The sequence below is a fragment of the Caballeronia sp. LjRoot34 genome (genome assembly GCF_964253815.1).
In the GTDB taxonomy this organism is placed as follows: domain Bacteria; phylum Pseudomonadota; class Gammaproteobacteria; order Burkholderiales; family Burkholderiaceae; genus Caballeronia.
In genome coordinates this window covers 3006370-3030977 of sequence record NZ_CAXUSB020000001.1, presented here as the reverse complement: position 1 = coordinate 3030977, position 24608 = coordinate 3006370, and the positions used below count along the sequence as shown (strand labels likewise).

Here is a 24608-nt window from a genome sequence, read left to right as displayed (position 1 = left end):
GGGGAAACGGGCGAATGACAAGCGCGCAGATTCTGTTGCCGGAGACATCCTCTGACTCGTTCGCCGCGGACTTGCTCGCCGATTCCCCGCGCCGGCATACACTCCGTCCCTCGCTGTTCCTGTGGGGCGCCACCGCAGCATTCGTGGCGGTCGCGGCAGCATCGGTATTCCACTGCCTGGCGGCTTACGCCGGGCTGTTCAGCGCGTGCGTAGCGGCTTTGACCGTGATTGCCGCGCTGGCCACTACGGCCTTGGGCGGCGAGCGGCGGCGCCCCGTCGCGTTCGAGATCGGACAAGATGGTTTGACCATGTGGGATCGCGCGGGGAACGCGCAATACCGGCGTATTACAGGTTGCGCCCAGTGGAGCGACCGCTTGCTTGTCCTCATCCTGGTCCCGGCGAAAGGCCGCCCAGCATCGTTTCTGGTGGCCGCCGACGCGCTCGCCAATGCTTCCGCGTTCCGCGAACTGACCGTGCGCGCCCGGCGTTGCGCCCAGGAACATCTGTAACGCGTGTAACCGCCGGTCAGCATCCGGCGTGTTCCGGCGGCGTAACGCTACAATAGCCCTCCGCGTAGCACCCCCAAAGTTAACGGATTTCCCAGGTGAGCGAAAAAGAAATCGATCAGGTACTGGTCGAACGCGTGCAAAAGGGCGATAAAGCAGCGTTCGAGCTACTGGTCGCCAAATATCAGCGCAAAATCATCCGGCTTATCTCCCGTCTCGTGCGGGATCCCGCCGAGGTTGAGGACGTCGCGCAGGACGCCTTTATCAAGGCTTATCGCGCGTTGCCGCAATTTCGCGGAGAATCGGCGTTTTATACTTGGCTTTACCGGATTGCGGTCAACACCGCGAAGAACTACCTTGCCACTCAGAGCCGTCGTGCTCCAACTTCTACCGAAGCTGATGCAGAAGAAGCGGAAACTTTCTCCGATGCAGACCAACTAAGGGATATCAACACGCCTGAGTCGATGTTGATGAGCAAGCAGATCGCACAGACGGTCAATGCTGCAATGGCGGTTTTACCGGAAGAGTTGCGCACCGCCATTACTCTTCGTGAGATTGAAGGTCTGAGCTACGAGGAAATTGCCGAGATGATGAATTGTCCAATTGGGACCGTCAGATCAAGAATTTTTCGTGCTCGCGAAGCCATTGCGGCAAAATTGCGTCCGTTGCTGGACACTCCCGAAGGCAAGCGCTGGTAACAGCGAGGTTGCGCGGGGCAGGGACGCGGTATCTGAGTCAGGTAGTGTCACTACGGGGTGCAGTCAAGATGGGGAGCATCATGGGGTCGGTTTCGGTGCAATCGCAAGCTAGCTCGCGAGGCGAGCGTCTGTCCGCTTTTGTCGACGGTGAATCGTTCGACGGTTCGGGCGACATCAGTCAGTTTCTTTCCGGGTTTACGCAGAAGGATCGCGCGGCGTGGTCGGATTTCCACTTGATCGGCGACGCCCTGCGTTCCGACGATCTCGCGGCGAGTCCTGCAGCCAGCAGCGCGTTCATGAACGCGTTCTCGGCGCGCTTCGAGGCGGAAGCGCATGTATTCGCGCCCGCGGCCATTCCGGCGGTCTCTACGGAGCGCCTGCGTTCGCGGCTGTTCCGCCGCCGCGTAGTACCGGCTTTCGCCGTCGCGGCTGCCGCAGCCACGCTGACTTGGATCGTCGTGCCGCAATTGCAGGGCGTGGACGGCCACAACGGCGCGCAGATGGCGTCCTTGTCGTCGGATCATGTGCAGCGCGTGGCCATGGCTTCCATGCCTGCCGCCAGCACGCGTTCACCGGTTGTCGAAGCGAATATCATTCGCGACGCGAGCCTGGACCAGTATCTCGAAGCGCATCAGCAATTCTCCCAACAGCCCGTCATGCCGGGCTCGATGCCTTTGATTCGCACTGCGGCTACCAGCCAAGGCCAATAACTGATGCAACGTGTGCGGTTGAAGAAAACGACTCATTGGGGGCGGTTGCCGGCGTTGATGTTCTGCGCAGCCGCGTTGTTATCCGCGGCATCGAGTGCTTTTGCGCAAGGCGACGATTCCGCCGCCGCGCGCAAGTCCGCTGCGGAACTGCTCAACCGGATTCACGACGCCGCACAGCAGCAGAACTACGAGGGCACCTTCGTCTACCAGCGTGGGACAACGGTGCAATCGTCGCGGATTACCCATTCGGCGGCGCGCAGCGACGGTGAGTTCGAGTCGCTGGAAAGCCTGGACGGAGCGCCTCGCAAGATGCTTCGCCACGACGACGACATGTACACGTTCGTACCCGAACGGCATTTGGTGATCGTCGAAAAGCGTCTGAACAAGGACGCGTTCCCGTCGTTGCTGACGACCAGCAGCGAGCAGGTCCTGACGGTGTATGAGCCCAAAATGCTGGGTCCGGACCGTGTAGCCGGGATCGACAGCCAGGTGATCGAGCTCGATCCGAAAGACGCCTTGCGCTTTGCCTACAAGCTCTGGGCTGATTCGAAAACCGGTCTTCTGCTGCGCGCGCAGACGCTTGGCCCTGACGGTCAGGTGCTTGAACAGCTTTCATTCTCGCAAGTGCAGATTGGCGGGTCCGTCGACCGCGCTGCCATTGCGAACGGGATCAAGAACATAGCTGGGTGGACGGTCGTGCGTCCGCCGGTTGAGCCTGTCGATATGGAAGCGCAGGGCTGGAAAATCCCGCCCGCCGTGGCGGGTTTCCGCGAGATTCGCGAGTTGCGCCGGCCTATGGCGTCGCGTGAACAGGGCCAGCCGCCCATTCCCGTCGATCAGGCTGTTTTCTCTGACGGACTCGCGGCAATCTCGATTTTTGTCGAGCCCGTGGAAAAAAATTCGCGCAAGGAAGGAGCTGGAGACAGCGGTGCTACACACGTGTTGGTCAAGCGCCGCGGGGATTTCTGGATTACCTTGCTCGGCGAAGTGCCCCAGGCCACGTTGCAGCAATTTGCTTCTGCCATAGAATACAAGCCTTCCAAGTAATTCCTCGGCCCACCACGATATGAGCAATCTCTCGCTGCGCACCTATTTCGCGGCCGCGGCGCTTGCCGCATGCCTGCCGCTCGCGACCTTCGCGGCCACAGCAGCGGCGCCCGCGTCGACGCCGGCGCCGGCCGCCACACCGGTCGCGGTGCCGGGAGTGAATTTGCCCGACTTCACCACACTCGTCGATAAAGTGGGTCCATCGGTCGTCAATATTCGTACGACAACCCGCGTCAGCAGCAGTAGCAGTGATCTGCATGGCTTGCCGCCAGGCATGGACGACGGCGACATGTCGGAGTTCTTCCGCCGTTTCTTCGGTATTCCGATGCCCGGCACGCCACGCGGCGGCGGTGGAAGCGGTGGCGGCAACGGCGGTGGTAGCGGCGGAAGCGGAGGCGGCGACCAGGGTGGCGACAGCGGCGGCAGCCAGGGTAATCGCAGCGCACCGCAGGACAGCCCTGACAATCAGGACAATTCGGAGCAGAGCAGCGGCGTGGGCTCGGGTTTCATCATGTCGGCCGATGGTTACGTGATGACCAATGCCCACGTGGTCGACGACGCGGACACCATCTACGTCACGCTCACGGACAAGCGCGAATTCAAGGCGAAGCTGATCGGTGTCGATGAGCGCACGGACGTGGCGGTCGTCAAGATCCAGGCGACGAGCCTGCCGGCCATTACCATCGGCGATTCGAACAAGGTACGTGTCGGCGAATGGGTGCTGGCAATCGGTTCGCCGTTCGGGCTCGACAACACGGTGACGGCGGGTATCGTCAGCGCGAAGGGGCGTGACACGGGTGACTATCTGCCGTTTATCCAGACCGATGTCGCGGTGAATCCGGGCAATTCGGGTGGTCCGCTGATCAACATGGCGGGCGAGGTGATCGGCATCAACTCGCAGATCTACAGCCGTACGGGCGGCTTCATGGGAATTTCGTTCGCGATTCCTATCGATGAAGCCATGCGCGTCGCCGATCAACTGAAGACGACGGGCAAGGTCACGCGCGGCCGCATTGCCGTGGCGATCGGCGAGGTCACGAAGGAAGTGGCGGATTCGCTTGGGCTTCCGAAGGCGCAGGGCGCGCTGGTGAGCAGCGTGGAAGCGGGCGGCCCGGCCGACAAGGCGGGTATCCAGCCAGGCGACATCATCTTGAAGTACAACGACCACGACGTGGCCACGGCGACGGATCTGCCGCGCATGGTCGGTGACACGAAGCCGGGCACGAAGGCGACGATCACCGTATGGCGCAAGGGCGAGTCGCGCGATCTGCCGATCACCATCGCGGAAATGCAGCCGGACAAGGTCGCGAAGGCCGAGACTAAGAAGACGCCGCCGCCGAAGGCGAGCGCGAGCAACACGCTCGGCATTGCGGTGAACGACATTCCGGCTGACCAGAAGAAGGCGCTGAAACTCACGAACGGCGTAATGGTGGACGCGGTGGAGGGTCCGGCGGCGCGTGCCGGCTTCCAGAAGGGCGACATCATCCTGCGGATCGGCGATACGGATATCACGAGCGCGAAGCAATTCGACGCGGTCGCGCAAAACGTCGACCCGAGCAAGATGGTCGCGGTGCTGGTGCGTCGTGGGGACAACACGCAGTTCGTGCCATTGCGCCCGCGTGCGCAGGCGCAGAAATAAGCACGATGAGCGCGCTTAAGCTTTATGGGCGCGCGTGGTGCCACCTGTGCGAAGACTTGCGCGCCGGGCTTGAGCCGATTGCGGCTGAGTTCGGCGTCGCGATCGAGTGGATCGATATCGACGCCGATCCTGAGCTCGAAGCGTTATACGACGAACTCGTTCCCGTTCTGGCGCTGGATGGCGTGGAGTTATGCCATTACCGGCTGGACGAAACCCGAGTGCGGGATGCCCTTCAAAGCACGCGTCCAAGCACGCTTTCAACCGCGCCTGGCACGCGCCCAAGTCCCTGAGCAATCGGACCTTTCCCGTAAAATCCGCCGTCGGCCCGCCTTTTCGGCTAAAATAGACAAGTTTTTCACCCCCATTTTCAAGGCGTGCTCCGCGTTTGTCTGGGCGCGCCTTTTTGCTTGATCGGCACTGAATGAATCATATTCGTAACTTCTCGATCATTGCGCACATCGACCACGGCAAGTCGACGCTGGCCGATCGCATCATCCAGTTGTGCGGCGGCTTGTCCGACCGCGAGATGGACGCGCAGGTGCTCGACTCCATGGATCTCGAGCGTGAGCGCGGCATCACCATCAAGGCGCAAACTGCGGCACTGAGCTACAAAGCGCTCGACGGTCAGGTCTACAACCTGAATCTCATCGACACCCCGGGCCACGTCGACTTCTCGTACGAGGTCAGCCGCTCGCTGTCCGCCTGCGAAGGCGCGTTGCTCGTGGTCGACGCCAGCCAGGGCGTGGAAGCGCAAACGGTCGCCAATTGCTACATGGCGATTGAACTGGGCGTGGAAGTCGTGCCGGTCCTGAACAAGATCGACCTGCCCGCGGCAGACCCCGAGAACGCAATTTCAGAAATCGAAGATGTGATCGGCATTGATGCAACCGATGCCGCGCGTTGCAGCGCGAAGACCGGCCTCGGCGTGACCGACGTGCTCGAGGCGCTGATTGCCAAAGTGCCGCCGCCGAAGGGCGATCCGGACGCACCGTTGCAGGCGCTGATCATCGATTCATGGTTCGATAATTACGTCGGCGTGGTCATGCTCGTGCGCATCAAGAACGGCACGCTGCGCCCGAAGGAAAAGATCAAGATGATGGCGTCCGGCGCGGTTTATCCGGTCGAAAGTCTTGGCGTGTTCGCGCCGAAAGCCACGAATCTCGCGTCGCTCTCGGCGGGGCAGGTGGGCTTCATCATCGCGGGCATCAAGGAATTGCAGGCCGCGAAAGTCGGCGATACGGTGACCACCGTCGCGCGCCCGGCCGAAACGCCGCTGCCAGGTTTCAAGGAAGTGAAGCCGCAAGTGTTCGCGGGTTTGTATCCGATCGAAGCAAATCAGTACGACGCACTGCGTGAATCGCTGGAAAAGCTGAAGCTGAACGACTCCTCGCTGCAATACGAGCCGGAAGTGTCGCAAGCACTTGGTTTCGGTTTCCGATGCGGCTTTCTCGGTCTCCTGCACATGGAGATCGTGCAGGAACGGCTGGAACGCGAGTTCGACATGGACCTCATCACCACGGCGCCGACCGTGGTGTACGAAGTCGTGAAGCGCGATGGCACGCTGATTCAGGTCGAGAACCCGGCCAAGATGCCGGAGCCGTCGTACATTGAAGAAGTGCGCGAGCCGATCGTGACCGTGAACCTGTACATGCCGCAGGAATATGTGGGCGCGGTGATCACGCTTTGCACGAACAAGCGCGGTTCGCAGATCAACATGCTGTATCACGGGCGTCAGGTTCAACTCACCTACGAAATCCCGATGGCGGAAATCGTGCTGGATTTCTTCGACCGGCTGAAGTCCACGTCGCGCGGTTATGCATCCATGGACTATGAGTTCAAGGAATATCGCGCGTCGGATGTGGTGAAGGTCGACATGCTGATCAACGGCGATAAAGTCGACGCGTTGTCGGTGATCGTGCACCGGTCGCAAAGCCAGCATCGTGGGCGTGAAGTGGCGTCGAAGATGCGCGAACTGATTCCGCGGCAAATGTACGACGTGGCAATCCAGGCAACTATTGGCGCGAACATTATCGCGCGCGAAAACATTAAAGCATTGCGTAAGAACGTTCTGGCAAAGTGCTACGGCGGCGATATCTCGCGAAAGAAAAAGCTTCTGGAAAAGCAGAAGGCCGGCAAGAAGCGCATGAAGCAAGTCGGTTCGGTCGAGATTCCGCAAGAAGCTTTCCTTGCGATTCTTCGCGTCGAAGATTAATAAAACAACCGGAAACGATTGATGAATTTTGCGTTGATTCTTTTGGTGCTCGTCATCGTGACGGGGATTGCGTGGGTGTTCGACAAACTGGTGTTCGAGCCGAAACGGCGTCGCGCAGCAGACGCAGCGGTAGTGGAATTCGATCAGCAGCAGGCACGCCTTGAACCCCGTTTCGCCGACGAAAACGCGCCGCAAACGCGCGCTCGCCTGCGCGATGAAAAGCTCCGCCAGCCGTGGTACCTCGAATATTCCGCGAGTTTCTTTCCGGTGATCCTGGTGGTGTTCGTGGTGCGCTCGTTCGTAGTCGAACCATTCAAGATTCCGTCGGGATCCATGGTGCCTACGTTGCTGGTGGGCGATTTCATCCTCGTCAATAAATTCGAATATGGCCTGCGTTTGCCGATCAGCAATACCAAGCTGACCAGCGGCACGCCGCTCAAGCGCGGTGACGTAGTCGTGTTCCGTTATCCGAAAGACGAGTCGGTGGATTACATCAAACGCGTGATCGGCCTTCCCGGCGACACCGTTGCGTACCAGGACAAGAAGCTGACCATCAATGGCAAGCCGGTTCCGGAAACGTCATTGCCTGATTTCTTCGACGACGAACGCATTGGTTACGCGAAGCAATTCGAAGAAGATCTCGATGGCCGCAAGAATGCGATTCTGAATAACGCGCAAGTGCCGCCGTTCGTGATTGGCGCCGACGACTTCCCGTTCCGCGACAACTGCAACTACAACGCTCAAGGCGTCATTTGCAAAGTGCCGGCGGGCAACTATTTCATGATGGGCGACAATCGCGATAACAGCGCAGACAGCCGTTATTGGGGCTTCGTGCCTGATGCGAATATTGTCGGGCGCGCATTCTTTATCTGGATGAACTTCAGCAGTTTGAAGCGCATTGGGGTGTTCCATTGAAGCGCGGTTTTGATCAGCATCACCAGCAGTAATTTCGTTCGACAACTACGCCGCGTCATCGCGGCGTAGTTGTTATTGCAAGTCATCGTTGAGCCGCCTAGAAACAGCACGAAGAATCGCGGCTAACGTGTGCTTGTCGTGTCATTTTCCATGCGGTTTTCCGGCCTTTCAGCCGGATTCGCCCCTCCCGGCGCCCGCGTTATACTCTGCCCATGCCCTCAACCCCGTTGGAAAGCCGGCTCCAGTACGAATTTCGCAATGCGGAATTGCTGCGCCAGGCGATGACCCACCGCAGTCACAGTGCCACGCACAATGAACGACTCGAATTTCTCGGAGATTCCGTTCTAAATTGCGTGGTGGCTGCGCTTTTGTTCCAACGATTCGCAAAACTCGACGAAGGCGACCTGTCTCGCGTCCGGGCAAATCTCGTCAAGCAGCAGTCGCTTTATGAGATTGCACAGGCACTCGATGTCTCAGAGGCGTTGCGGCTGGGCGAGGGCGAGTTGCGCAGCGGCGGCTTCCGGCGCCCGTCCATATTGGCTGACACGCTCGAAGCTATCTTCGGGGCGGTCTTCCTGGATGGGGGGTTTGACGCCGCGCTTCAGGTCATCAAGCGGCTCTATACGCCAATTCTCGATCACATCGATCCACGCACGATCGGTAAAGACGCGAAGACGCTGCTGCAGGAATATCTGCAGGGCCACAAGATTGCATTGCCGACCTATACGGTCGTGGCCACGCACGGCGCGGCGCATAACCAGCAATTCGAAGTGGAATGCACGGTGCCGAAGCTCGATGTGAAGGTGTCGGGTTCCGGTGCGAGCCGGCGCGCGGCCGAACAGGCAGCGGCCAAGAAGGCGCTCGATGAGTTGGCTTCCGCCGCGCCGGCCATGACGGCGAAGCCGAAGCGCAAGGGTTCGCGCGCAGCCAAGCTGGCGGAACTGGAAATCGTGCCGGGCGTGACGGGGGTGCAGGCGGCGCTCGACCTGCGTGCACCGGACCGTCGTGAACGCGCGCGCGCCGCTAGTAATAGCACTGGCGCTAGCCATGGCAGCAATACGCATAATGATCCCGAGCGTCCGGCCACCGCCCCATTCGCGGTGATTCGCGCATCGCATGTGGAACCGTCGGCGGGTGCATTTGCCGGCGCCGAGAAAACCGAGCGGGCGACGATTCATCGGGCGGAGAAGTCGGAGAAGGCCGAGAAAGCAGCGGCCGAGGTGCCGGCGGTCGGAAGCGAGGGGACGGACAAGCCATCGGTTGCGCACGTCGAACCAGCAGTGGATAAAGCTGTGCATAACCCGGTGGAAAAAAGCGCCGCGAAGGCAGATAGTGCAGGTGAAAAGGCGGTCGCGAAGCAAGTCGACAAGCAAGCTGACAAGCCTGCTGCAAAAAGCGCCGACGCATCCCCGGTAGAGAAACCCGCAGCCTCCGCGCGGCAGCGTGAAGACGTGCCAGCTGCGCATTCTGCTACGACCTCGAAGGGCGCAGAGAACGTTGAAGCAAAGGTCGAAGCGCACCTTGAAGAAAGCGTCGATGAAACCGTCGTACGCGCCGCCGATTCCGGCCATTGACATAAGCCTTGAAGCCTGCCGCTAAAGCTCGCACGCTATCGATCACAAGCATAATCCGGACGCCACGCGTCCCCACGAATTCACCGAATCCGCAGCCGCACACATTATGAACGCACCCACTCCCTCTGGTTTCCGCTGCGGCATGGTCGCGATCGTCGGTCGGCCGAACGTTGGCAAATCGACCTTGATGAACGCGCTCGTCGGGCAGAAAGTCAGCATCACGTCGCGCAAGGCGCAGACCACGCGCCACCGTATCACCGGCATTCATACGCTGGACGACGCGCAGTACATTTTCGTCGATACCCCCGGTTTTCAGACCAAGCATAGCGGCGCGCTGAACCGTTCGCTTAACCGCGCGGTGACATCAACGCTGACGTCCGTCGATGCCATTCTGTTCGTGATCGAAGCGGGCCGTTTCGGTCCCGACGACCAGAAGGTGCTCGACCTGATTCCGAACGGCACGCCGTGCCTGTTGATCGCGAACAAGCTGGATCACGTCAACGACAAAGCGACGTTATTTCCGTTCATGCAGAAGATGAGCGCGCTGCACGACTTCAAGGAAATCGTGCCGATGACCGCGAAGCATGCTGATGACATCACGCGCTTGATGACGGTCGTGAAGCCGTATCTGCCGGAAGGCTCGCCCATTTACGGTGAAGACGATCTCACCGATCGCAGCGAGCGTTTTCTCGCCGCCGAGATCCTGCGCGAGAAAGTGTTCCGCTGGACCGGCGACGAATTGCCGTACACGAGCACGGTGATGATCGATAAATGGGAAACCGAAGGCCGTTTGCGCCGCATTTTCGCGACCATTCTGGTGGAACGCGATACGCATAAGGCGATGATCATCGGCCAGAAGGGTGCAAAGCTGAAGCAGATCAGCACCGAAGCGCGCCAAGACATGGAACGGCTGTTCGATGGCCCCGTGTACCTTGAAACCTTCATCAAGGTGAAGAGCGGCTGGGCGGACAACGAAGCGGGACTACGCGCCTATGGGTACGAATGACGCGTGGATGACCCAGTCCTCCGACGCAGAATCCGATCCGCTCGCCGACGATAACTTCAGCACCGACGAGCCTTCAACGCCCGCGCCGAAAAGGCGCCGGACGGCGTCCGCGCCTGCAAAAGCCGCTGCACCGAAAGAACCCAAAGAACCCAAAGCCCCGCGACCGCCGCGCGCTGCGCCGCGCTCGGACTTTCGTATCGCGGAGCAACCGTCGTTCGTGCTGCACAGCTATCCGTATCGCGAGACCAGTCTCGTGCTCGACGTATTTTCCCGCGATCACGGCCGCGTCGCGCTGGTCGCCAAGGGCGCCAAGCGCCCGCATTCCGCATTGCGCGGCGTGTTGCAAACTTTCCAGCCGCTGGGGTTATCGTGGACGGGGAAGGGCGAAGTCCGCACCTTGACGCAAGCCGAATGGGTCGGCGGCATGTTGCCTCTCGCCGGCGACGCGTTGTTATGTGGCTTCTACGTCAACGAATTGCTCGTCAAGTTTTGCGCCCGTGAAGACGCGCATCCGGTGTTGTTCAATCACTATGTGCTGACGTTGTCGCGTCTCGCGCACGGTGAGCCCGCGTTGCACGCGCTGCGCTCTTTCGAGCGCGTGCTGCTGCGCGAAACCGGTTACGCGATGGCGTTGAATAAAACCATCACCCGCCAACCGGTTCTCGCTGATCAGAAATACGTCTTCGATCCCGAACGCGGTGTGCGCGACGCATCGGATGATGTACCGTCGCAATGGCCGGTGATCGCCGGGCAAACCCTTCTCGACATGGAGAAGGACGACTACAGCCGCCCGCAGACGGCCGCGCAAAGCAAGACATTGATGCGCTTTCTGCTGAACGTGTATCTTGGCGGCACGCCGCTCGCCACCCGTCAAATCCTGATCGACCTGCAAAATCTATGAGCTTCTTTCTCTCGTCGCCCGCGAACGTGATCGATCTGGGCGTCAACATTGATCACGTCGCCACGCTGCGCAACGCGCGCGGCACGCAGTACCCCGACCCCATCCGCGCCGCGCTGCAAGCCGAAGAAGCGGGCGCCGACGCCATCACGTTGCACTTGCGGGAAGATCGCCGCCATATTGTCGATGCCGACGTTCACGCGTTGCGTCCGTTGCTTAAAACGCGTATGAACCTTGAGTGCGCGGTAACGCAGGAAATGCTGGACATCGCGTGTGGCGTTCGTCCGCACGACGTGTGTCTCGTGCCGGAAAAGCGCCAGGAACTGACGACCGAAGGCGGGCTCGATGTCGCGGGCCAGTTCAACGCCGTGAAGGCCGCGTGCGAGCAGTTGCGTCAGGCCGGCGCGCGGGTGTCGCTGTTTATCGACGCCGATGAAACGCAGATCCGCGCCGCGCACGAAGCTGGCGCACCGGTGATCGAATTGCATACCGGTTGTTACGCCGAAGCCCACGACGAAGCCACCCGCCAGAAGGAGTTCGAGCGCGTCGCGCGCAGCGTCGATTTCGGCAATTCCTTGGGGCTAAAAGTGAACGCCGGGCACGGTCTGCATTACACGAATGTCCAGCCGATAGCGGCGTTGGAAGGCATCGTGGAATTGAATATCGGCCATGCGATCGTTGCGCACGCCATCTTCGCCGGCTGGGACAATGCGGTGCGCGAGATGAAGGCGATCATGGTGGCGTCACGCCTCGCTGCGACTGCATCGCGATAAACGCGAGATAAACACTGATAACCCAAACTCAGGCCCAACGATGGCGATCTACGGAATAGGCACGGATCTCGTTCAGGTAAGCCGTGTAGCGGGCGTGATGGAGCGCACGAAAGGGCGTTTCGCCGAGAAGGTGCTCGGGGCCGACGAACTTCGCATTTACCACGCGCGTAACGCGCGCTCCGAACTCCGAGGTCTTGCCTTCCTCGCGACGCGTTTCTCCGCGAAAGAAGCGTTTTCGAAAGCAATCGGGCTTGGCATGCACTGGCCGATGACATGGCGCGCGCTGCAAACGCTCAACGAGCCGAGCGGCAAGCCGAAGATTGTCGCGTCGGGAGAACTCGCCGACTGGATGGCGGTGCGCGGCATTACCGCCCAGGTCACGATCACCGATGAACGCGATTACGCGGTGTCGTTCGTGATCGCGGAAACCGGCGCGAGCCCAGAAGCACACACAGCAACAAAAACCCCCTGACTTTCTCGCTCCCAATTTGAACTCTTTAAAACGCACTCCCGGGCCAGTCATGCTCGACGTGGCCGGTACAACCCTCTCCGACGCCGACATTCGCCGTATCGACCATCCGATGACCGGCGGCGTCATCCTGTTCGCGCGGCATTTCCAGGATCGCGCGCAACTCGTCGCGCTGACTGACGCGATTCGCACGGTTCGTGATGACATCCTGATTGCCGTCGATCACGAAGGCGGCCGCGTGCAGCGTTTCCGTACCGATGGCTTCACCGTCCTGCCCGCGCCGGGCAAGCTCGGCGAGCTGTGGGACCGTGACGTGTTGCTGGCAACAAAAACCGCGACCGCCTTCGGTTATGTGCTCGCGGCGGAATTGCGGGCGTGTGGCATCGACATGAGTTTTACGCCCGTGCTCGATCTGGATTACGGGCAATCGAAAGTGATCGGTGATCGCGCGTTGCACAGCGACCCCCGCGTGGTGACCTTGCTCGCCAAGAGCCTGAACCACGGTCTCGCGCTCGCCGGCATGGCCAATTGCGGCAAGCATTTTCCGGGGCATGGGTTTGCATCGGCGGATTCGCATGTGGCCATGCCTGTGGACGACCGTTCGCTCGACGACATCCTCGCCGCCGATATCAAACCGTACGACTGGTTGGGCATGTCCTTGGCATCGGTGATCCCGGCGCACGTGATTTACCCCCAGGTCGATGAGAAACCCGCGGGCTTTTCGCGGGTCTGGCTGCAAGACATCCTGCGCGGCAAACTCGGTTTCAACGGCGCGATTTTCAGCGACGACCTGTCGATGGAAGCCGCCCGCGCCGGTGGAACGCTGACCGAAGCGGCCACGGCGGCGTTGACCGCAGGCTGCGACATGGTGCTGATCTGCAATCAGCAGGACGAAGCGGAGAAGGTGCTGGAGCGGCTCACGTTCGTGCCGACGAAGGCATCGCAGACCCGCTTGCGGCGGATGCGGCCACGAGGCCGCGCGTGGAGCTGGGGCAAGCTGATGGAGCAGGTGGAATATCAGCAGGCGCGAGCGCTGGTGGCGAGCGCGTTAGGCTGAAGCGCTTTCTAACGTAGGTCGAACGTAGACGAGTGCGGACGAGCACAACCGCACAAAAAAGCCGCTGGTTCGAAAGAACGAGCGGCTTTTTCAATCAACGACCCAGTCACTCCAGCTTCATGCGCTGGAGCTTGTTGTAAAGCGTCTTCGGGCTGATCCCAAGCAGCGTCGCCGCGCGATGCCGCGTGCCGCCCACCGCCTCAAGCGTCGCACGAATCAGCATGTCCTCGACATCGGCGAGCGCCGTGCCCACCGTTACCTGCACGCTGCTGCCGTTCAGCCCACGGCCGCCCGCACCGCCTTGCTCATCGGCGCGCAAGGTTTCGATAACATCGCCGGATGCGTGATACGCGCGGCGCACCCGCTCGCGTAGTTCGCGCACGTTGCCGGGCCATTCGGTTGTCAGGCACTCGCGAATGAAATCCGGGCTCACGCGTTTGGGCGCGCCGCTCGTAATGCCGCTCACATGGTTCTCGCGATTCAGTTCATCGACGAAATGCTCGGCCAGCAAGGCGATGTCGTCGCCCCGGTCGCGCAAGGGCGGCAACGCAATCGACGACGCATTCAGGCGCAGGAACAGATCCTCGCGCAATTTGCCATCGGCGACGGCGTCTTTTACCGGCGTACGCGTCGCGGCGAGCAGGCGGAAGTCGGTCACGATCTTGTTGCTGCCGCCCACGCGCATGAAGGTCTGCGAATCGAGCGCGCGTAGCAGGGCTTCCTGCTGCGGGATCGGCAATGCATCGATCTGGTCGAGGAACAGCGTTCCGCCACCCGCTTGCTCAAGCAAGCCGGGTTCGCGGTTCTCCGCGCCAGCAAACGCACCGCGTTCGTGGCCGAACATCAGGCTTTCCATCGAACGATTGCTGGTCTCGTTGGCCGCGGCGCAATTGAACGAAACGAACGGACCTTTGCGGCGCCGGCTCATCTCGTGCAGCGTGCGAGCGGCGACTTTCTTGCCCGTACCGCTTTCGCCGCAGATCAGCACGGCGGCTTCCGTAGGCGCGGTGTGTTCAATCAGATCGTAGACATGCTGGATCGCACCGCTGCGCCCGAGCAATCCCCCGAAATAGCCGAGTTCGCGCAGCGTGGAGCGTAACGCCCGAACTTCTTCCGTCAGCTCGTAAGGGCGCGGAATACGGGCGAGCAGGCTGCGCAGGCGCGGAATGTTGACCGGCTTCAGCAGGTAATCCCAGATCCCTTGCCGCAAGCCTTCGATCGCGCTTTCCACCGTCGCATTACCCGTCATCACAATCACAGGCAACGCACCGCCGGGCGGTTGCGCCGGCAGGTTGTGGAGCAGGTCGAGACCGCTGCCATCGGGCAGGTTCAGGTCGACCAGCACGACGTCTGGGATGAAGCGCGTCAGCGCCGAGCGCGCTTCGGCGAGCGTGGTCGCGGTATCGACGGAAAAACCGTCGGCCGCAAGGATGGCGGACAGGCCGGAAAGGCTATTGGGATCGTCTTCGACAATCAAAGCGTGTGGCATGGCGGACACAACGTATTAAATGGTCTGAAATTCGTTCCGCGCCGGTCGCCTCCAATGGCGAGATCCAGCGGCGGACGCCTCGATGCCGGGCTACGTCGGTGTGAGCTGTTGGCGCGATGACGTCACGGTGTCAAGTTTCCGCCCAAGGTTCCAGCCCTCTCCCGACGCGGCGGGGTCTTTGTCCTGCGCTTCCTGATGTGTTCCTGAAGCGTGTTCCTGAAACGCCGGTGTCTGAACACGATGTCCAAGCACGACTTGCTCCCGACGCAATCGCTCAGCCCGTCGGCATGCTAGTGGCCTGCTATTGCGGCTTCACGTTCAGTTCGTTCTTGACCGACTGCACGCCTTCCACGCCACGCGCGACCGCTACCGCTTTTTGAATCTGGTCCGGCGAATTCACAAAGCCCGACAACAGCACTTCGCTCCGATACGTCGTCACACTCACCGCCAGCGACTTCAGGCCCGGATCGGCGAGTAGAGCTGCTTTCACCTTCGCGGTGAGTGCGGAGTCGACGGTGTATTCGCCAGCCGATTCATGCGATGGCGTCGACGAACATCCGGCCGTGATCGCGATTACCGGTACGGCACATGAAACAGCAAGAACAAGACGGGCGAGAGCGGTTTTTGTAATTGGCATGGTCATGTGTTGTTGTTGGAAATTCGACGCCGTCACAGCGCAGTCACAACTAGCACAGCAGGTTTCATGCCATCCTCACCTTTAACAAAAATCAAGGTTTTTAGCACTTAACATCGCATCCTATGGCCGGGAATACCCGGAAATTTCGAGAAACAGTCCGGTAAAGTTTGCCTGAATTGGAAATAATGTTCAGCAAAAAGAAAAAGCGCCCCGAAGGGCGCTTTTTTTAATTCTCTTTTTACCTGGAGCACGCAAGCCGGCTTTGGCAGCCGGCCGAAGCCTTAAGCGCGGCTGCGGTACTCGTTGGTACGTGTATCGATTTCGATCTTGTCGCCAATACCGCAGAACAGCGGCACTTGCAGTTCGAAACCCGTCGCGAGCTTGGCGGTCTTCAGGACCTTGCCCGACGACGTGTCACCCTTCACCGCCGGTTCCGTGTAGATGATCTCGCGAACCAGCGTGGTCGGCAGTTCCACCGAGATGGCTTTCTCGTTGTAGAACACCACTTCGCACGGCATGCCGTCTGCGAGGTAGTGCAGGGCGTCGCCCATCATGTCGGCTTCGACTTCAAACTGGTTGTAGTCGGCGTCCATGAACACATACATAGGGTCGGCGAAGTACGAGTACGTCACTTCCTTGCGATCGAGCTGGACGACGTCGAACTTGTCGTCCGCCTTGTACACCGATTCCATGTTGCCGGTGGACAGCAGGTTACGGAACTTCATCTTCACGACCGCGGAATTGCGGCCGGATTTGTTGTACTCGGCCTTCAGCACGACCATGGCATCGCTGCCGATCATCACGACGTTGCCGACGCGGAGTTCTTGTGCGGTCTTCATATTAAAAAACTGTCCTGTACGAAAATGTGAGCCTGATCGCTGCAATGTCGACGGCCGGCTCGTGGCAGGGTCGCTTGCTTTAATCGAAATTAAGTCGCAAACCCGGGCGCTGTAGCCGCCTCACTGACTATTACTTTGACTATTCCCCCACCGTGCTTATTCCTCCCCTGTGGAATTCGTTCGGAACAGATAGTGTTCCGAACTGTAAGCCGTTGGATAACCGCTTATTTTAACTGAGTTTTCGCGAATTCCGCCAGATTTCCAGCCAGATCGCCGACGCTCGCCAGTTCCATCGCCCAATCGGCGGCGCGCCGTTCCAGCAGCGCGCGGTTTTGCCAGAAATCGTCCCAGTCCGGGGTGCCCGCTCCGTTCCACGCGTGCCAGAAGCGTTCGAGCGAGGCCCGCGCCCCGACCGGCAAGCCGTTCGCGTAGTGGGCGAGCGCCGCGTCGAGTTTCGGCAGATGGGCGTCGTCGCCTTGCGGGTAGATGTGCCAGACAAACGGCTTCTGCGCCCATTGCGCCCGCACGAACGAATCCTCGCCGCGCACGAAATTCAGATCGGAGGCCCAGAGCAGCGCGTCGAAAAGCGGCTGTTCGACAAAACCCAGTGCGTAGGCCGAAAGCGATCCGCTTGCCGCTTTCGCCCCCGCCGGAAAGGCCGGCAGGCCAAAAAACCGGGCAACCGCGCCGGAAATGCGTCCTTCCGGCACGAGCAACGCGATCGGCGTGGCGGAATCGCGCCATTGTTCGAGCAGCGTATCGATGGCTGGATTCTCGTACACGAACAGTGAAATGACGGTCGTGCCGGACGGCGGCGGCGCGATGCCAACGCGCGCGTGCCACCAGGCATCGCGATCAAACGCCTCGCGCTCGGCATCCAGCGCACGCTCTTTCAGCACGCCACCGGTTCCCGGGCCCAGGCCGGGGAAAAAGAACGTCTTGTCGAGCGCGTAGCGCGGATGCGGCGACGGCCGCAGATGAAAATCCGCGACCCAGTCCTCCGCGCTCAGATATTCGAGATTCATCCACACGGGCTTCTTTTCCCTGCGTGCCATTGCGCTCACGTACACCGCCGGCAATTCGCAGCCGAACGCCTCGATCACGACATCGGCGATCTGCAGGGTGTCGCCGGCATGCGACGGCGCATGCCAGTGCTCGATCATCACGCCTGACGCACTTTGGCGGTCGAGCGCGGGATCGACGGCGGGGCAGAGCGCATGAAAGGCCTTGAGGTCATCGACGAACAGCCGCACTTGCCAGCCGTGTTCGCTGGCCAGTTGGCGCGCGAGCCGCCAGCAGACGCCGACATCGCCGAAATTGTCGATGACCGCGCAGAAGATATCGCACGCGATGCTGCTGGCTTGCGCGCTGGTGTCGACGCCGACGTGGCCGGTAGCAACCGGCAATTGTTCGGATAAAGACGGCATGGGCAATAGAGCGGCGATGAACCGCTAATGAATGGTGAAGAATGGTGGACAGCGGTTTGAACTAAACTGGCGCTTTTAAGGATAACGATTCGCGCGGCGCGCTGCGTTACGGTTGCGTTACGATCGAGTTAGGGGTTTGGTTGGGCGAGCGTCCTTCGTACTTCGCCCATGCTCTGCTCGAAACCAATAAAATCATTTTGCTGACCTCAAGCTGCGCGTTCCCCGCCATCATCCCTGCATGACAGACTCCGACGTTTTCGACCCCAAAAAAAGCCTGGCTCAGTTACCGCATTTGCCGGGCGTGTACCGCTATTACGACGAGCAAGGCAACGTGCTGTACGTCGGTAAGGCGCGCGACCTGAGAAAACGCGTGTCGAGCTATTTTACGAAGACGCTGCTTTCTCCGCGCATCGCGATGATGGTCACGCGCATCCGCAAAATTGAAACCACGGTCACCCGGTCCGAAGCCGAAGCGCTGCTGCTCGAAAATAATCTGATCAAGGCGCTTGCGCCGCGCTACAACATCCTGTTTCGCGATGACAAGTCGTACCCCTATCTGAAGCTCACCGGCCATAAATTTCCGCGCATGGCATATTACCGTGGCGGCGTTGACAAGAAGAACCAGTATTTCGGCCCGTTCCCGAGCGCCTGGGCCGTGCGCGAAAGCATCCAGATCTTGCAACGCGTTTTCCAATTGCGCACCTGCGAGGACTCCGTCTTCTCCAACCGCACGCGGCCTTGCCTGTTGCATCAGATCGGACGCTGTACCGGCCCGTGCGTCGGCCTGATCAACGAGGAGGATTACGCACGCGATGTGTCGAACGCATCGCGTTTCCTGCTCGGACGCCAGGGCGAAGTGATGAAGGAACTCGAGCAGAAGATGCACGCATTCGCCGCCGAGCTCAAGTTCGAACAGGCTGCGGCCGTGCGTAACCAGATGAGCTCGCTGTCCACCGTGCTGCATCAGCAGGCCATTGAGGTAGGCGGCGATAACGACGTCGATATCCTCGCGGTGGTCGCGCTGGGCGGCAAGGTGTGCGTGAATCTCGCGATGGTGCGCGGCGGTCGGCATCTCGGCGATAAAGCCTATTTCCCGACGCACGTAGAGGCTGCGTTGGCGATAGAAGACGCGATGCCGGAAGAGCTCGCCGGCGACGACTTCGTGGACGGCGTGGCGAATATCGTCATCGAACAGGTCGATGCGGATGTCGATGCGCTTATCGACGACATCGCGCTGCCGGCCGGCACGCTCGCGGCGCGCGAACAGGCGTTCGAGGCGCACGCCACGACGGGTGAAATGCAGGAGGAGATTGCCGAAACCGGCGACGCGCTGCTGGATGACGCAACGGAATCGGAACGTCAGGGCGCGCTCGAGGCCGAGGTGCTGGAGGCGTTTATCGCCCAGCATTACATTGGCAATCGCGTGCCGCCGGTGCTGGTGGTGAGCCACGCGCCGACGAACCGCGAACTGGTCGATCTGCTGATCGAGCAGGCGGGGCACAAGGTCGTGGTGCTGCGTCAGCCGCAGGGACAAAAGCGCGCGTGGCTGTCGATGGCTGAATCGAATGCGAAGCTTGCGCTCACGCGGCTGTTGTCCGAACAGGGTTCGCAGCAGGCTCGCACGCGTTCTCTTGCCGACACGCTGAGCTTTGAAATGGACGATCTCGCGCAGTTGCGGATCGAATGTTTCGACATCAGCCATACGATGGGCGAGGCGACCCAGGCGTCGTGCGTGGTGTATCACCATCACAAGATGCAGTCGGCTGAGTATCGGCGCTACAACATCACCGGCATCACGCCGGGTGACGATTACGCCGCCATGCGCCAGGTCCTCACGCGCCGCTACGAGAAGATGCTGGCACAGGCCGCCGCGCGAGCCGCTGACGAACCGCCGCAGGAGGCAGTGGAGCAGGCGGAAGGGGGGGCGTTGAAGGCCGAAGCACAACTGGAGCCAACCAGCCCAGCCGAAGCCGATGTCGCTGAACCCGTGCCGTCGGGCGGGCGCTTGCCGAATATCGTGTTGATCGATGGCGGCAAGGGGCAGGTCGAGATCGCGCGGCAAGTGTTCGCCGAACTTGGCCTCGATCGCAGCATGCTGGTCGGCGTGGCGAAGGGGGAAGGGCGCAAGGTGGGTCTCGAAACCCTGATTTTCGCCGATGGCCGCGCAGCGCTCGAACTCGGAAAAGAGAGCGCGGCGCTGATGCTGGTCGCGCAAATTCGCGACGAGGCGCACCGCTTTGCAATTACCGGCATGCGCGCGAAACGGGCGAAGACGCGGCAGACATCGCGGCTAGAGGAACTGGAGGGTATCGGTGCGAAACGGCGCCAGCGGTTGCTGTCGCGCTTTGGTGGTTTGCGCGGGGTGCAGGCGGCGAGCGTGGAGGATCTGGCGAGCGTCGAAGGCATTTCGCAGGCGCTCGCCGAGCAGATCTACCGGCAGTTGCATTGAGTGCAACGTCCGGCCGTTCAGCCCGTCGTCTTGTGACATATAGGGCGACGCGGCACAATGGCACCTCTCTATAAGAGTCACGCCCATGCCGTTTAATTTTCCGATTTTCCTGACGTGGCTTCGAATTGTGCTGATTCCGCTCGTCGTGGGCGTCTTCTATTTGCCGGACGTGATGATGAGCCCGGACCATCGCAACCTGCTTGCAATGGTCATCTTCGTGCTGGCTGCGCTGACCGACTGGTTCGACGGCTACCTCGCACGCAAGCTCAATCAGACATCGGCATTCGGCGCGTTTCTCGATCCCGTTGCAGACAAACTCATGGTCACTGCGGCGCTGCTCGTGCTCGTGCAACTGATGCGGCTGAACGCAGTGATTGCGCTGGTTATCGTGGGACGTGAGATCACGATTTCGGCATTGCGGGAATGGATGGCGCAGATCGGGGCATCGAAGAGCGTGGCGGTGAATTCGCTCGGCAAATTCAAGACCGTCTGCCAGATGGTTGCTATCCCCATGCTGCTGTTCTACGGGCCGTTGAGGATTGCCGGTACGCCGCTCGTTATCGATACCCGCGTGTGGGGGCTCTGGCTGATCTACGTTGCTGCGTTCCTCACGGTGTGGTCCATGCTCTATTACATGAAACTCGCATGGCCGCAGATTCGCGAGCGCGGTGGCATGTTGTGATTCAAGTTGGAGAGCGTTTAAAAGTGATGGGGTACATACAAAGCGCTTGACACTAAAGTTGGCCTTCTCCATAATCTCGTTTCTGTCGGGTGAACGCAAAAAACCGCGAAGCCTGATGAAGGTCGAAAGCAGTAAATTGGCAGAAGAAGTCAGCAAGATGCGGGAGTAGCTCAGTTGGTAGAGCGCAACCTTGCCAAGGTTGAGGTCGCGAGTTCGAGCCTCGTCTCCCGCTCCAAATTAAGAAGGTCATTGGCAATGGTAAGCCGGTGGCTGGTAGTAAAGTGCAGGACCATGCGGGAGTAGCTCAGCTGGTAGAGCGCAACCTTGCCAAGGTTGAGGTCGCGAGTTCGAGCCTCGTCTCCCGCTCCAAAAAAGGGGAAGCCAAGCTTCCCTTTTTGTTTGGTGGACCAGTTCAATACGGTGACGTTGGGTTGGTTTTGCCAGATACGGAATGCTTCATGTAGTCCCCGCTTCGGGCGCGATAGCAAAGCGGTTATGCAGCGGCCTGCAAAGCCGTTTAGGCCGGTTCGACTCCGGCTCGCGCCTCCAGAGATTCAAAGAAAAAGCCCTGATTATTCAGGGCTTTTTCTTTGTTTGTAGCATTTCCATATATGGAAATGCGCCTTCTAAAGTTGTAAAAAGCCCTCTCTAACCACTCGAAAAACATGCAAAACCACGCGTAGATCGGCTCATTGGCCGTTTATGCGAGTTTTGAACCGGGGCTATGTCGACAAAGAGATTGCGTCCTTCAGGGACGTGGGAATACACCATTCGGCGCAAGGGCCTCCTACCAAAGCCACTTTCGCTCACGTTCGATAGTGAGAATGAAGGCGACGCTTACGTGCGTCGTATCGAGCAGCTCCTTGATGCTGGCATTCTTCCCGAGGATCTCGTCGCTCGGCGCGGTAGCGTGATCACTGTCGATGACGCTATTCGTGCCTATCTCGGAAAGGTTTCGATGCCGGCCTCTGATGTCTCCCTGCTCAACACGTTGCTCGACCGATGGAAAGGGCAGGCGCTGACGTCTGTGAACTATGAATGGACCGAGCTGTGGGTAACCGCGATGAAGCGTCGCGACGTGATGGCTCCGTCGACCATTCGCCACTATGTCGGTGCCCTCGCGCGTTGCTTTGATTGGACGGTCAAGAGCGGTAATCCTTCGTTGCCGATCAATCCGTTGCGGCTTCTTCCCAAGTGTTAGCAGCGGTGCAAAACCGCCATTAAACGGCGGCGAGAATGCGCTTTTATGGGTGCGACCTCGGTCGCACCCAATACCAGTTTTCTGTCCCTTCGCGGCGTCAAGGATTCGCTGCGCCAAGCTGCGCTTGCCCTTGACCCCGCTACGAGACATTTTGCTCAAGCGTTGCTCAAAAATCGTTCCCGGAAAACACACGCCGCCGTTTAGTGGCGGATTTCGACCGCCGTTCACACCAAGCGCTATGCCACCTACACCGATGAGGACTCGGCCGCGGTTCGAACCCAAGGCAAAGATCCCAAGGAAGACATTGAGCGCGATCAGCGGTTGCATGGCGACCCCGAAAAGGCTGTTCGTGCAATCCTCGATAAGATCAAACCGGAGAACCGACAGCGCCCGTTTGAGCTTCAGTACCGTCCTGCGCTTGTGTTCCTCTTCGAGCTCGCGATTGAGTCAGCAATGCGGTTGCGAGAGATGTACACGCTCTCGCCGGCTCAAGTGGACATCGAGCAGCGGACGGTCTTTCTAGACAAGACGAAAAACGGCAGTAAGCGCCAGGTGCCGCTCACGACAGTGGCGATAGCTGCGTATAAAAAATATGTCGAGCTGGTCGAGGCTGGTGATGCCGAGATGGAAGGCTTCGCATTTGATGGTGATCGCCTGTTCCCGTGGTGGGACGGCGACCGAGGTACTAAAGCGCTGGCCACGGTCACCGTTCGGTTGTCGGCCCAGTTTGGCAGGATATTCGAAGGGGCGGGATGTGGCGAGGTGACGTTCCACGATCTGCGCCACGAGGCGACGTCACGCCTCTATGAAAAGACCTCCCTGTCGGATGTGGAGATTGCCAAGATTACTGGACATTCCAGTACGAAGCTTCTGATGCGATACGCGAACCTGCGAGGCAGCAACTTGGCGGCCCGGATGTGGTAACAAATTCATGTATCACACGGCGCGCCGCTTGTCTTTTTCACTCATATAATGCGGCATCACAATAGCGACGGGGGTAGCTGTGGCGTTTGACTTTAAGCAGTTCAAAAACATTGACCTTGCCGATCCATTTTTCGATTCGCTGAAGGCCGACTATGCTGAGTTCGCTAACTGGTTCGAGCGAAAAGCGGAAAATTGGGCCTACGTCTTTGAAAACGACGAATCGCAGGCGCTCGATGGATTTTTGTATCTTAAAGTGGAAAATGGCGCTGTTGATGATGTTGATCCTCCACTTCCCGCTGCAAACCGCATCAAGGTTTGGACGTTCAAGATCAACGCGCATGGCACTAAGCTAGGCGAACGATTCATTAAAAAATTATTCGACCACGCCATCGAAGAAAACGCTGAGGAGCTCTATGTCACAGCATTTCCAAAGCATGAAGGTCTGATACTGCTGCTTAAAAAATATGGTTTCTCGAAGGTTGGATCAAGAAAGCCAATAACGGAGTCGAGGACGTATTTGTTCGGCGCATGGTTTGGGATAACGCAGTTGCTTGTCAAGCGAACTATCCATTAATCAAGCTAGACAGATCGAGCTACCTGCTTTCTCTTCTCCCAATTTTTAATACGCGCCTACTTCCGGATTCAATATTAAAGAATGAAGACGCGAGCATCGTGCAAGACATTTCGCACACCAATAGCATAACCAAAATCTATCTCGCGGCGATGGAAGGAATGCAGGCATTGTCTGCCGGCGATACGTTAGTAATTTATCGTACCTCTGATGGCAAAGGACCCGCAGAGTATCGGTCGGTGGCGACGTCTATTTGTGTCCTCGAGGAAACAAAAAATATAAATGGTTTCGCTAACGAAGTCGAATTCCTTGAATATTGTAGACCACACAGCGTTTTTTCAGAAGCCGAATTAAAGCAATTCTAAGTGTTCAGGCGAAATTGATTTGATAGCGCCAGGATAAATCTGGTAGTGGGGGAGGCCGAAGTTGGCGGAAACCACTTGTTGGAGTTCAGAGGGTTCGAATCCCTCCCGGTAAAGCCTAACCAGCAGCCGGAACCGAGTCTTGCATGCGAATGCGGTAACGCATTACTTGAAGCGTAGGCAGGGTGCACTGAAGCCGTGTGATAGAGCCTCGAAACAATTCTGTTGCTGGTGTCCCTATTCTTCAAATAAGTTGGGATAGAACTGAGCGGGCCGTCAAGGTGAGGCCAGCCAGACCGGCCGGGGTCTGAGAGCAGGGCAAAGGTGCGGGAAGGACTCCCCAGGAACCTGGGAGGTCCTGTGTTCGACCAGTCCAAGATGCCGTCGGTAACAGGCGATAAACGGGCCGGGCCCGGGCGGAAGTCTCTGCCGCACGGGAGCGAACTAGGAGACAAGGACTGGAGCGGAGAAGCGAATCCATAAGCGACTGCGTATTCGGCACAGGAAGTCTTAGCGCCTTCGT

23 protein-coding genes and 3 tRNA genes are annotated in these 24608 nt (G+C 59.4%); 21 read left to right on the top strand and 5 right to left on the bottom strand.

Annotated elements, in window-relative coordinates; genetic code table 11:
• The first annotated feature begins 14 nt into the window (after positions 1–14).
• The 14 genes from ACSQ36_RS13615 to nagZ all read left to right on the top strand — a co-directional run bounded on the left by ACSQ36_RS13615 (position 15) and on the right by nagZ (position 13504).
• Entirely contained in the window at positions 15–509 is a 495-nt protein-coding gene (locus tag ACSQ36_RS13615; RefSeq protein WP_436182264.1) for a hypothetical protein, read from the top strand.
• A gap of 95 nt (positions 510–604) precedes the next feature.
• Positions 605–1204 (top strand): RNA polymerase sigma factor RpoE, encoded by a 600-nt coding sequence (gene rpoE, locus ACSQ36_RS13610; RefSeq protein ID WP_031363443.1) that lies wholly within the window; start codon positions 605–607, stop codon positions 1202–1204.
• A gap of 80 nt (positions 1205–1284) precedes the next feature.
• The gene (locus ACSQ36_RS13605; protein WP_436182263.1) at positions 1285–1914 is read left to right on the top strand and encodes a sigma-E factor negative regulatory protein; all 630 of its coding nucleotides are present in this window, start codon (positions 1285–1287) and stop codon (positions 1912–1914) included.
• A gap of 3 nt (positions 1915–1917) precedes the next feature.
• The gene (locus tag ACSQ36_RS13600) at positions 1918–2961 is read left to right on the top strand and encodes a MucB/RseB C-terminal domain-containing protein (RefSeq protein WP_436182262.1); all 1044 of its coding nucleotides are present in this window, start codon (positions 1918–1920) and stop codon (positions 2959–2961) included.
• A 19-nt stretch (positions 2962–2980) separates the two neighbouring features.
• On the top strand, positions 2981–4600 hold the full coding sequence (locus ACSQ36_RS13595; RefSeq protein WP_436182261.1) for a DegQ family serine endoprotease: 1620 nt from the start codon (positions 2981–2983) through the stop codon (positions 4598–4600).
• A 5-nt stretch (positions 4601–4605) separates the two neighbouring features.
• Positions 4606–4890 (top strand): glutaredoxin family protein, encoded by a 285-nt coding sequence (locus ACSQ36_RS13590; RefSeq protein ID WP_436182260.1) that lies wholly within the window; start codon positions 4606–4608, stop codon positions 4888–4890.
• Positions 4891–5021: 131 nt separating this feature from the next.
• Entirely contained in the window at positions 5022–6812 is a 1791-nt protein-coding gene (gene lepA / locus ACSQ36_RS13585) for a translation elongation factor 4 (protein ID WP_213766791.1), read from the top strand.
• Between the two features lie 21 nt (positions 6813–6833).
• A complete protein-coding gene (lepB, locus tag ACSQ36_RS13580) occupies positions 6834–7727 on the top strand; it encodes a signal peptidase I (protein WP_436182259.1) in 894 nt (297 codons plus the stop codon).
• A 212-nt stretch (positions 7728–7939) separates the two neighbouring features.
• On the top strand, positions 7940–9301 hold the full coding sequence (rnc, locus tag ACSQ36_RS13575; RefSeq protein WP_436182258.1) for a ribonuclease III: 1362 nt from the start codon (positions 7940–7942) through the stop codon (positions 9299–9301).
• Positions 9302–9407: 106 nt separating this feature from the next.
• The gene (gene era, locus ACSQ36_RS13570) at positions 9408–10307 is read left to right on the top strand and encodes a GTPase Era (RefSeq protein ID WP_436182257.1); all 900 of its coding nucleotides are present in this window, start codon (positions 9408–9410) and stop codon (positions 10305–10307) included.
• 7 nt (positions 10308–10314) lie between these two features.
• Entirely contained in the window at positions 10315–11208 is an 894-nt protein-coding gene (gene recO / locus ACSQ36_RS13565) for a DNA repair protein RecO (RefSeq protein ID WP_436182256.1), read from the top strand.
• Positions 11205–11978: a pyridoxine 5'-phosphate synthase gene (pdxJ, locus tag ACSQ36_RS13560; RefSeq protein ID WP_213766787.1), complete on the top strand. Its 774-nt coding sequence runs from the start codon at positions 11205–11207 to the stop codon at positions 11976–11978. The genes recO and pdxJ overlap by 4 nt, the downstream gene beginning before the upstream one ends.
• A gap of 40 nt (positions 11979–12018) precedes the next feature.
• A complete protein-coding gene (gene acpS, locus ACSQ36_RS13555) occupies positions 12019–12450 on the top strand; it encodes a holo-ACP synthase (protein WP_213766786.1) in 432 nt (143 codons plus the stop codon).
• 49 nt (positions 12451–12499) lie between these two features.
• Positions 12500–13504, top strand: a complete 1005-nt coding sequence (gene nagZ, locus ACSQ36_RS13550; RefSeq protein ID WP_436182255.1) for a beta-N-acetylhexosaminidase — start codon at positions 12500–12502, stop codon at positions 13502–13504.
• A 106-nt stretch (positions 13505–13610) separates the two neighbouring features.
• On the opposite strand, the gene ACSQ36_RS13545 is transcribed toward nagZ, so the two are convergent.
• The 4 genes from ACSQ36_RS13545 to earP all read right to left on the bottom strand — a co-directional run bounded on the left by ACSQ36_RS13545 (position 13611) and on the right by earP (position 17896).
• Positions 13611–14993 (bottom strand): sigma-54-dependent transcriptional regulator, encoded by a 1383-nt coding sequence (locus ACSQ36_RS13545; RefSeq protein WP_213766784.1) that lies wholly within the window; start codon positions 14991–14993, stop codon positions 13611–13613.
• A 301-nt stretch (positions 14994–15294) separates the two neighbouring features.
• Entirely contained in the window at positions 15295–15630 is a 336-nt protein-coding gene (locus ACSQ36_RS13540) for a BON domain-containing protein (protein ID WP_436182254.1), read from the bottom strand.
• A gap of 281 nt (positions 15631–15911) precedes the next feature.
• Positions 15912–16469, bottom strand: a complete 558-nt coding sequence (gene efp / locus ACSQ36_RS13535) for an elongation factor P (RefSeq protein WP_062089336.1) — start codon at positions 16467–16469, stop codon at positions 15912–15914.
• 224 nt (positions 16470–16693) lie between these two features.
• On the bottom strand, positions 16694–17896 hold the full coding sequence (gene earP, locus ACSQ36_RS13530; RefSeq protein ID WP_436182253.1) for an elongation factor P maturation arginine rhamnosyltransferase EarP: 1203 nt from the start codon (positions 17894–17896) through the stop codon (positions 16694–16696).
• A 238-nt stretch (positions 17897–18134) separates the two neighbouring features.
• Between earP and uvrC the strand changes: the two genes are divergently transcribed.
• The 5 genes from uvrC to ACSQ36_RS13505 all read left to right on the top strand — a co-directional run bounded on the left by uvrC (position 18135) and on the right by ACSQ36_RS13505 (position 21576).
• Entirely contained in the window at positions 18135–20345 is a 2211-nt protein-coding gene (uvrC, locus tag ACSQ36_RS13525; RefSeq protein ID WP_436182252.1) for an excinuclease ABC subunit UvrC, read from the top strand.
• Positions 20346–20430: 85 nt separating this feature from the next.
• The gene (pgsA, locus tag ACSQ36_RS13520) at positions 20431–21027 is read left to right on the top strand and encodes a CDP-diacylglycerol--glycerol-3-phosphate 3-phosphatidyltransferase (RefSeq protein WP_062089334.1); all 597 of its coding nucleotides are present in this window, start codon (positions 20431–20433) and stop codon (positions 21025–21027) included.
• Between the two features lie 159 nt (positions 21028–21186).
• Positions 21187–21262, top strand: a tRNA-Gly gene (locus ACSQ36_RS13515).
• Positions 21263–21320: 58 nt separating this feature from the next.
• Positions 21321–21396 (top strand) — tRNA-Gly (locus tag ACSQ36_RS13510).
• Between the two features lie 106 nt (positions 21397–21502).
• Positions 21503–21576: transfer RNA gene (locus ACSQ36_RS13505), tRNA-Cys, on the top strand.
• 238 nt (positions 21577–21814) lie between these two features.
• On the opposite strand, the gene ACSQ36_RS13500 is transcribed toward ACSQ36_RS13505, so the two are convergent.
• Positions 21815–22555 carry a hypothetical protein gene (locus ACSQ36_RS13500; protein ID WP_436182251.1) on the bottom strand — a complete coding sequence of 247 codons (741 nt, stop codon included), beginning with the start codon at positions 22553–22555 and terminating at the stop codon, positions 21815–21817.
• On the opposite strand from ACSQ36_RS13500, the gene ACSQ36_RS13495 reads away from it, so the two are divergent.
• Both ACSQ36_RS13495 and ACSQ36_RS13490 read left to right on the top strand, forming a co-directional pair.
• Positions 22550–23152 carry a site-specific integrase gene (locus ACSQ36_RS13495; RefSeq protein WP_436182250.1) on the top strand — a complete coding sequence of 201 codons (603 nt, stop codon included), beginning with the start codon at positions 22550–22552 and terminating at the stop codon, positions 23150–23152. The genes ACSQ36_RS13500 and ACSQ36_RS13495 overlap by 6 nt on opposite strands.
• A gap of 79 nt (positions 23153–23231) precedes the next feature.
• Positions 23232–23726, top strand: coding sequence for a hypothetical protein (locus tag ACSQ36_RS13490; RefSeq protein ID WP_436182249.1), 495 nt, complete (start codon positions 23232–23234; stop codon positions 23724–23726).
• Positions 23727–24608 lie beyond the last annotated feature (882 nt).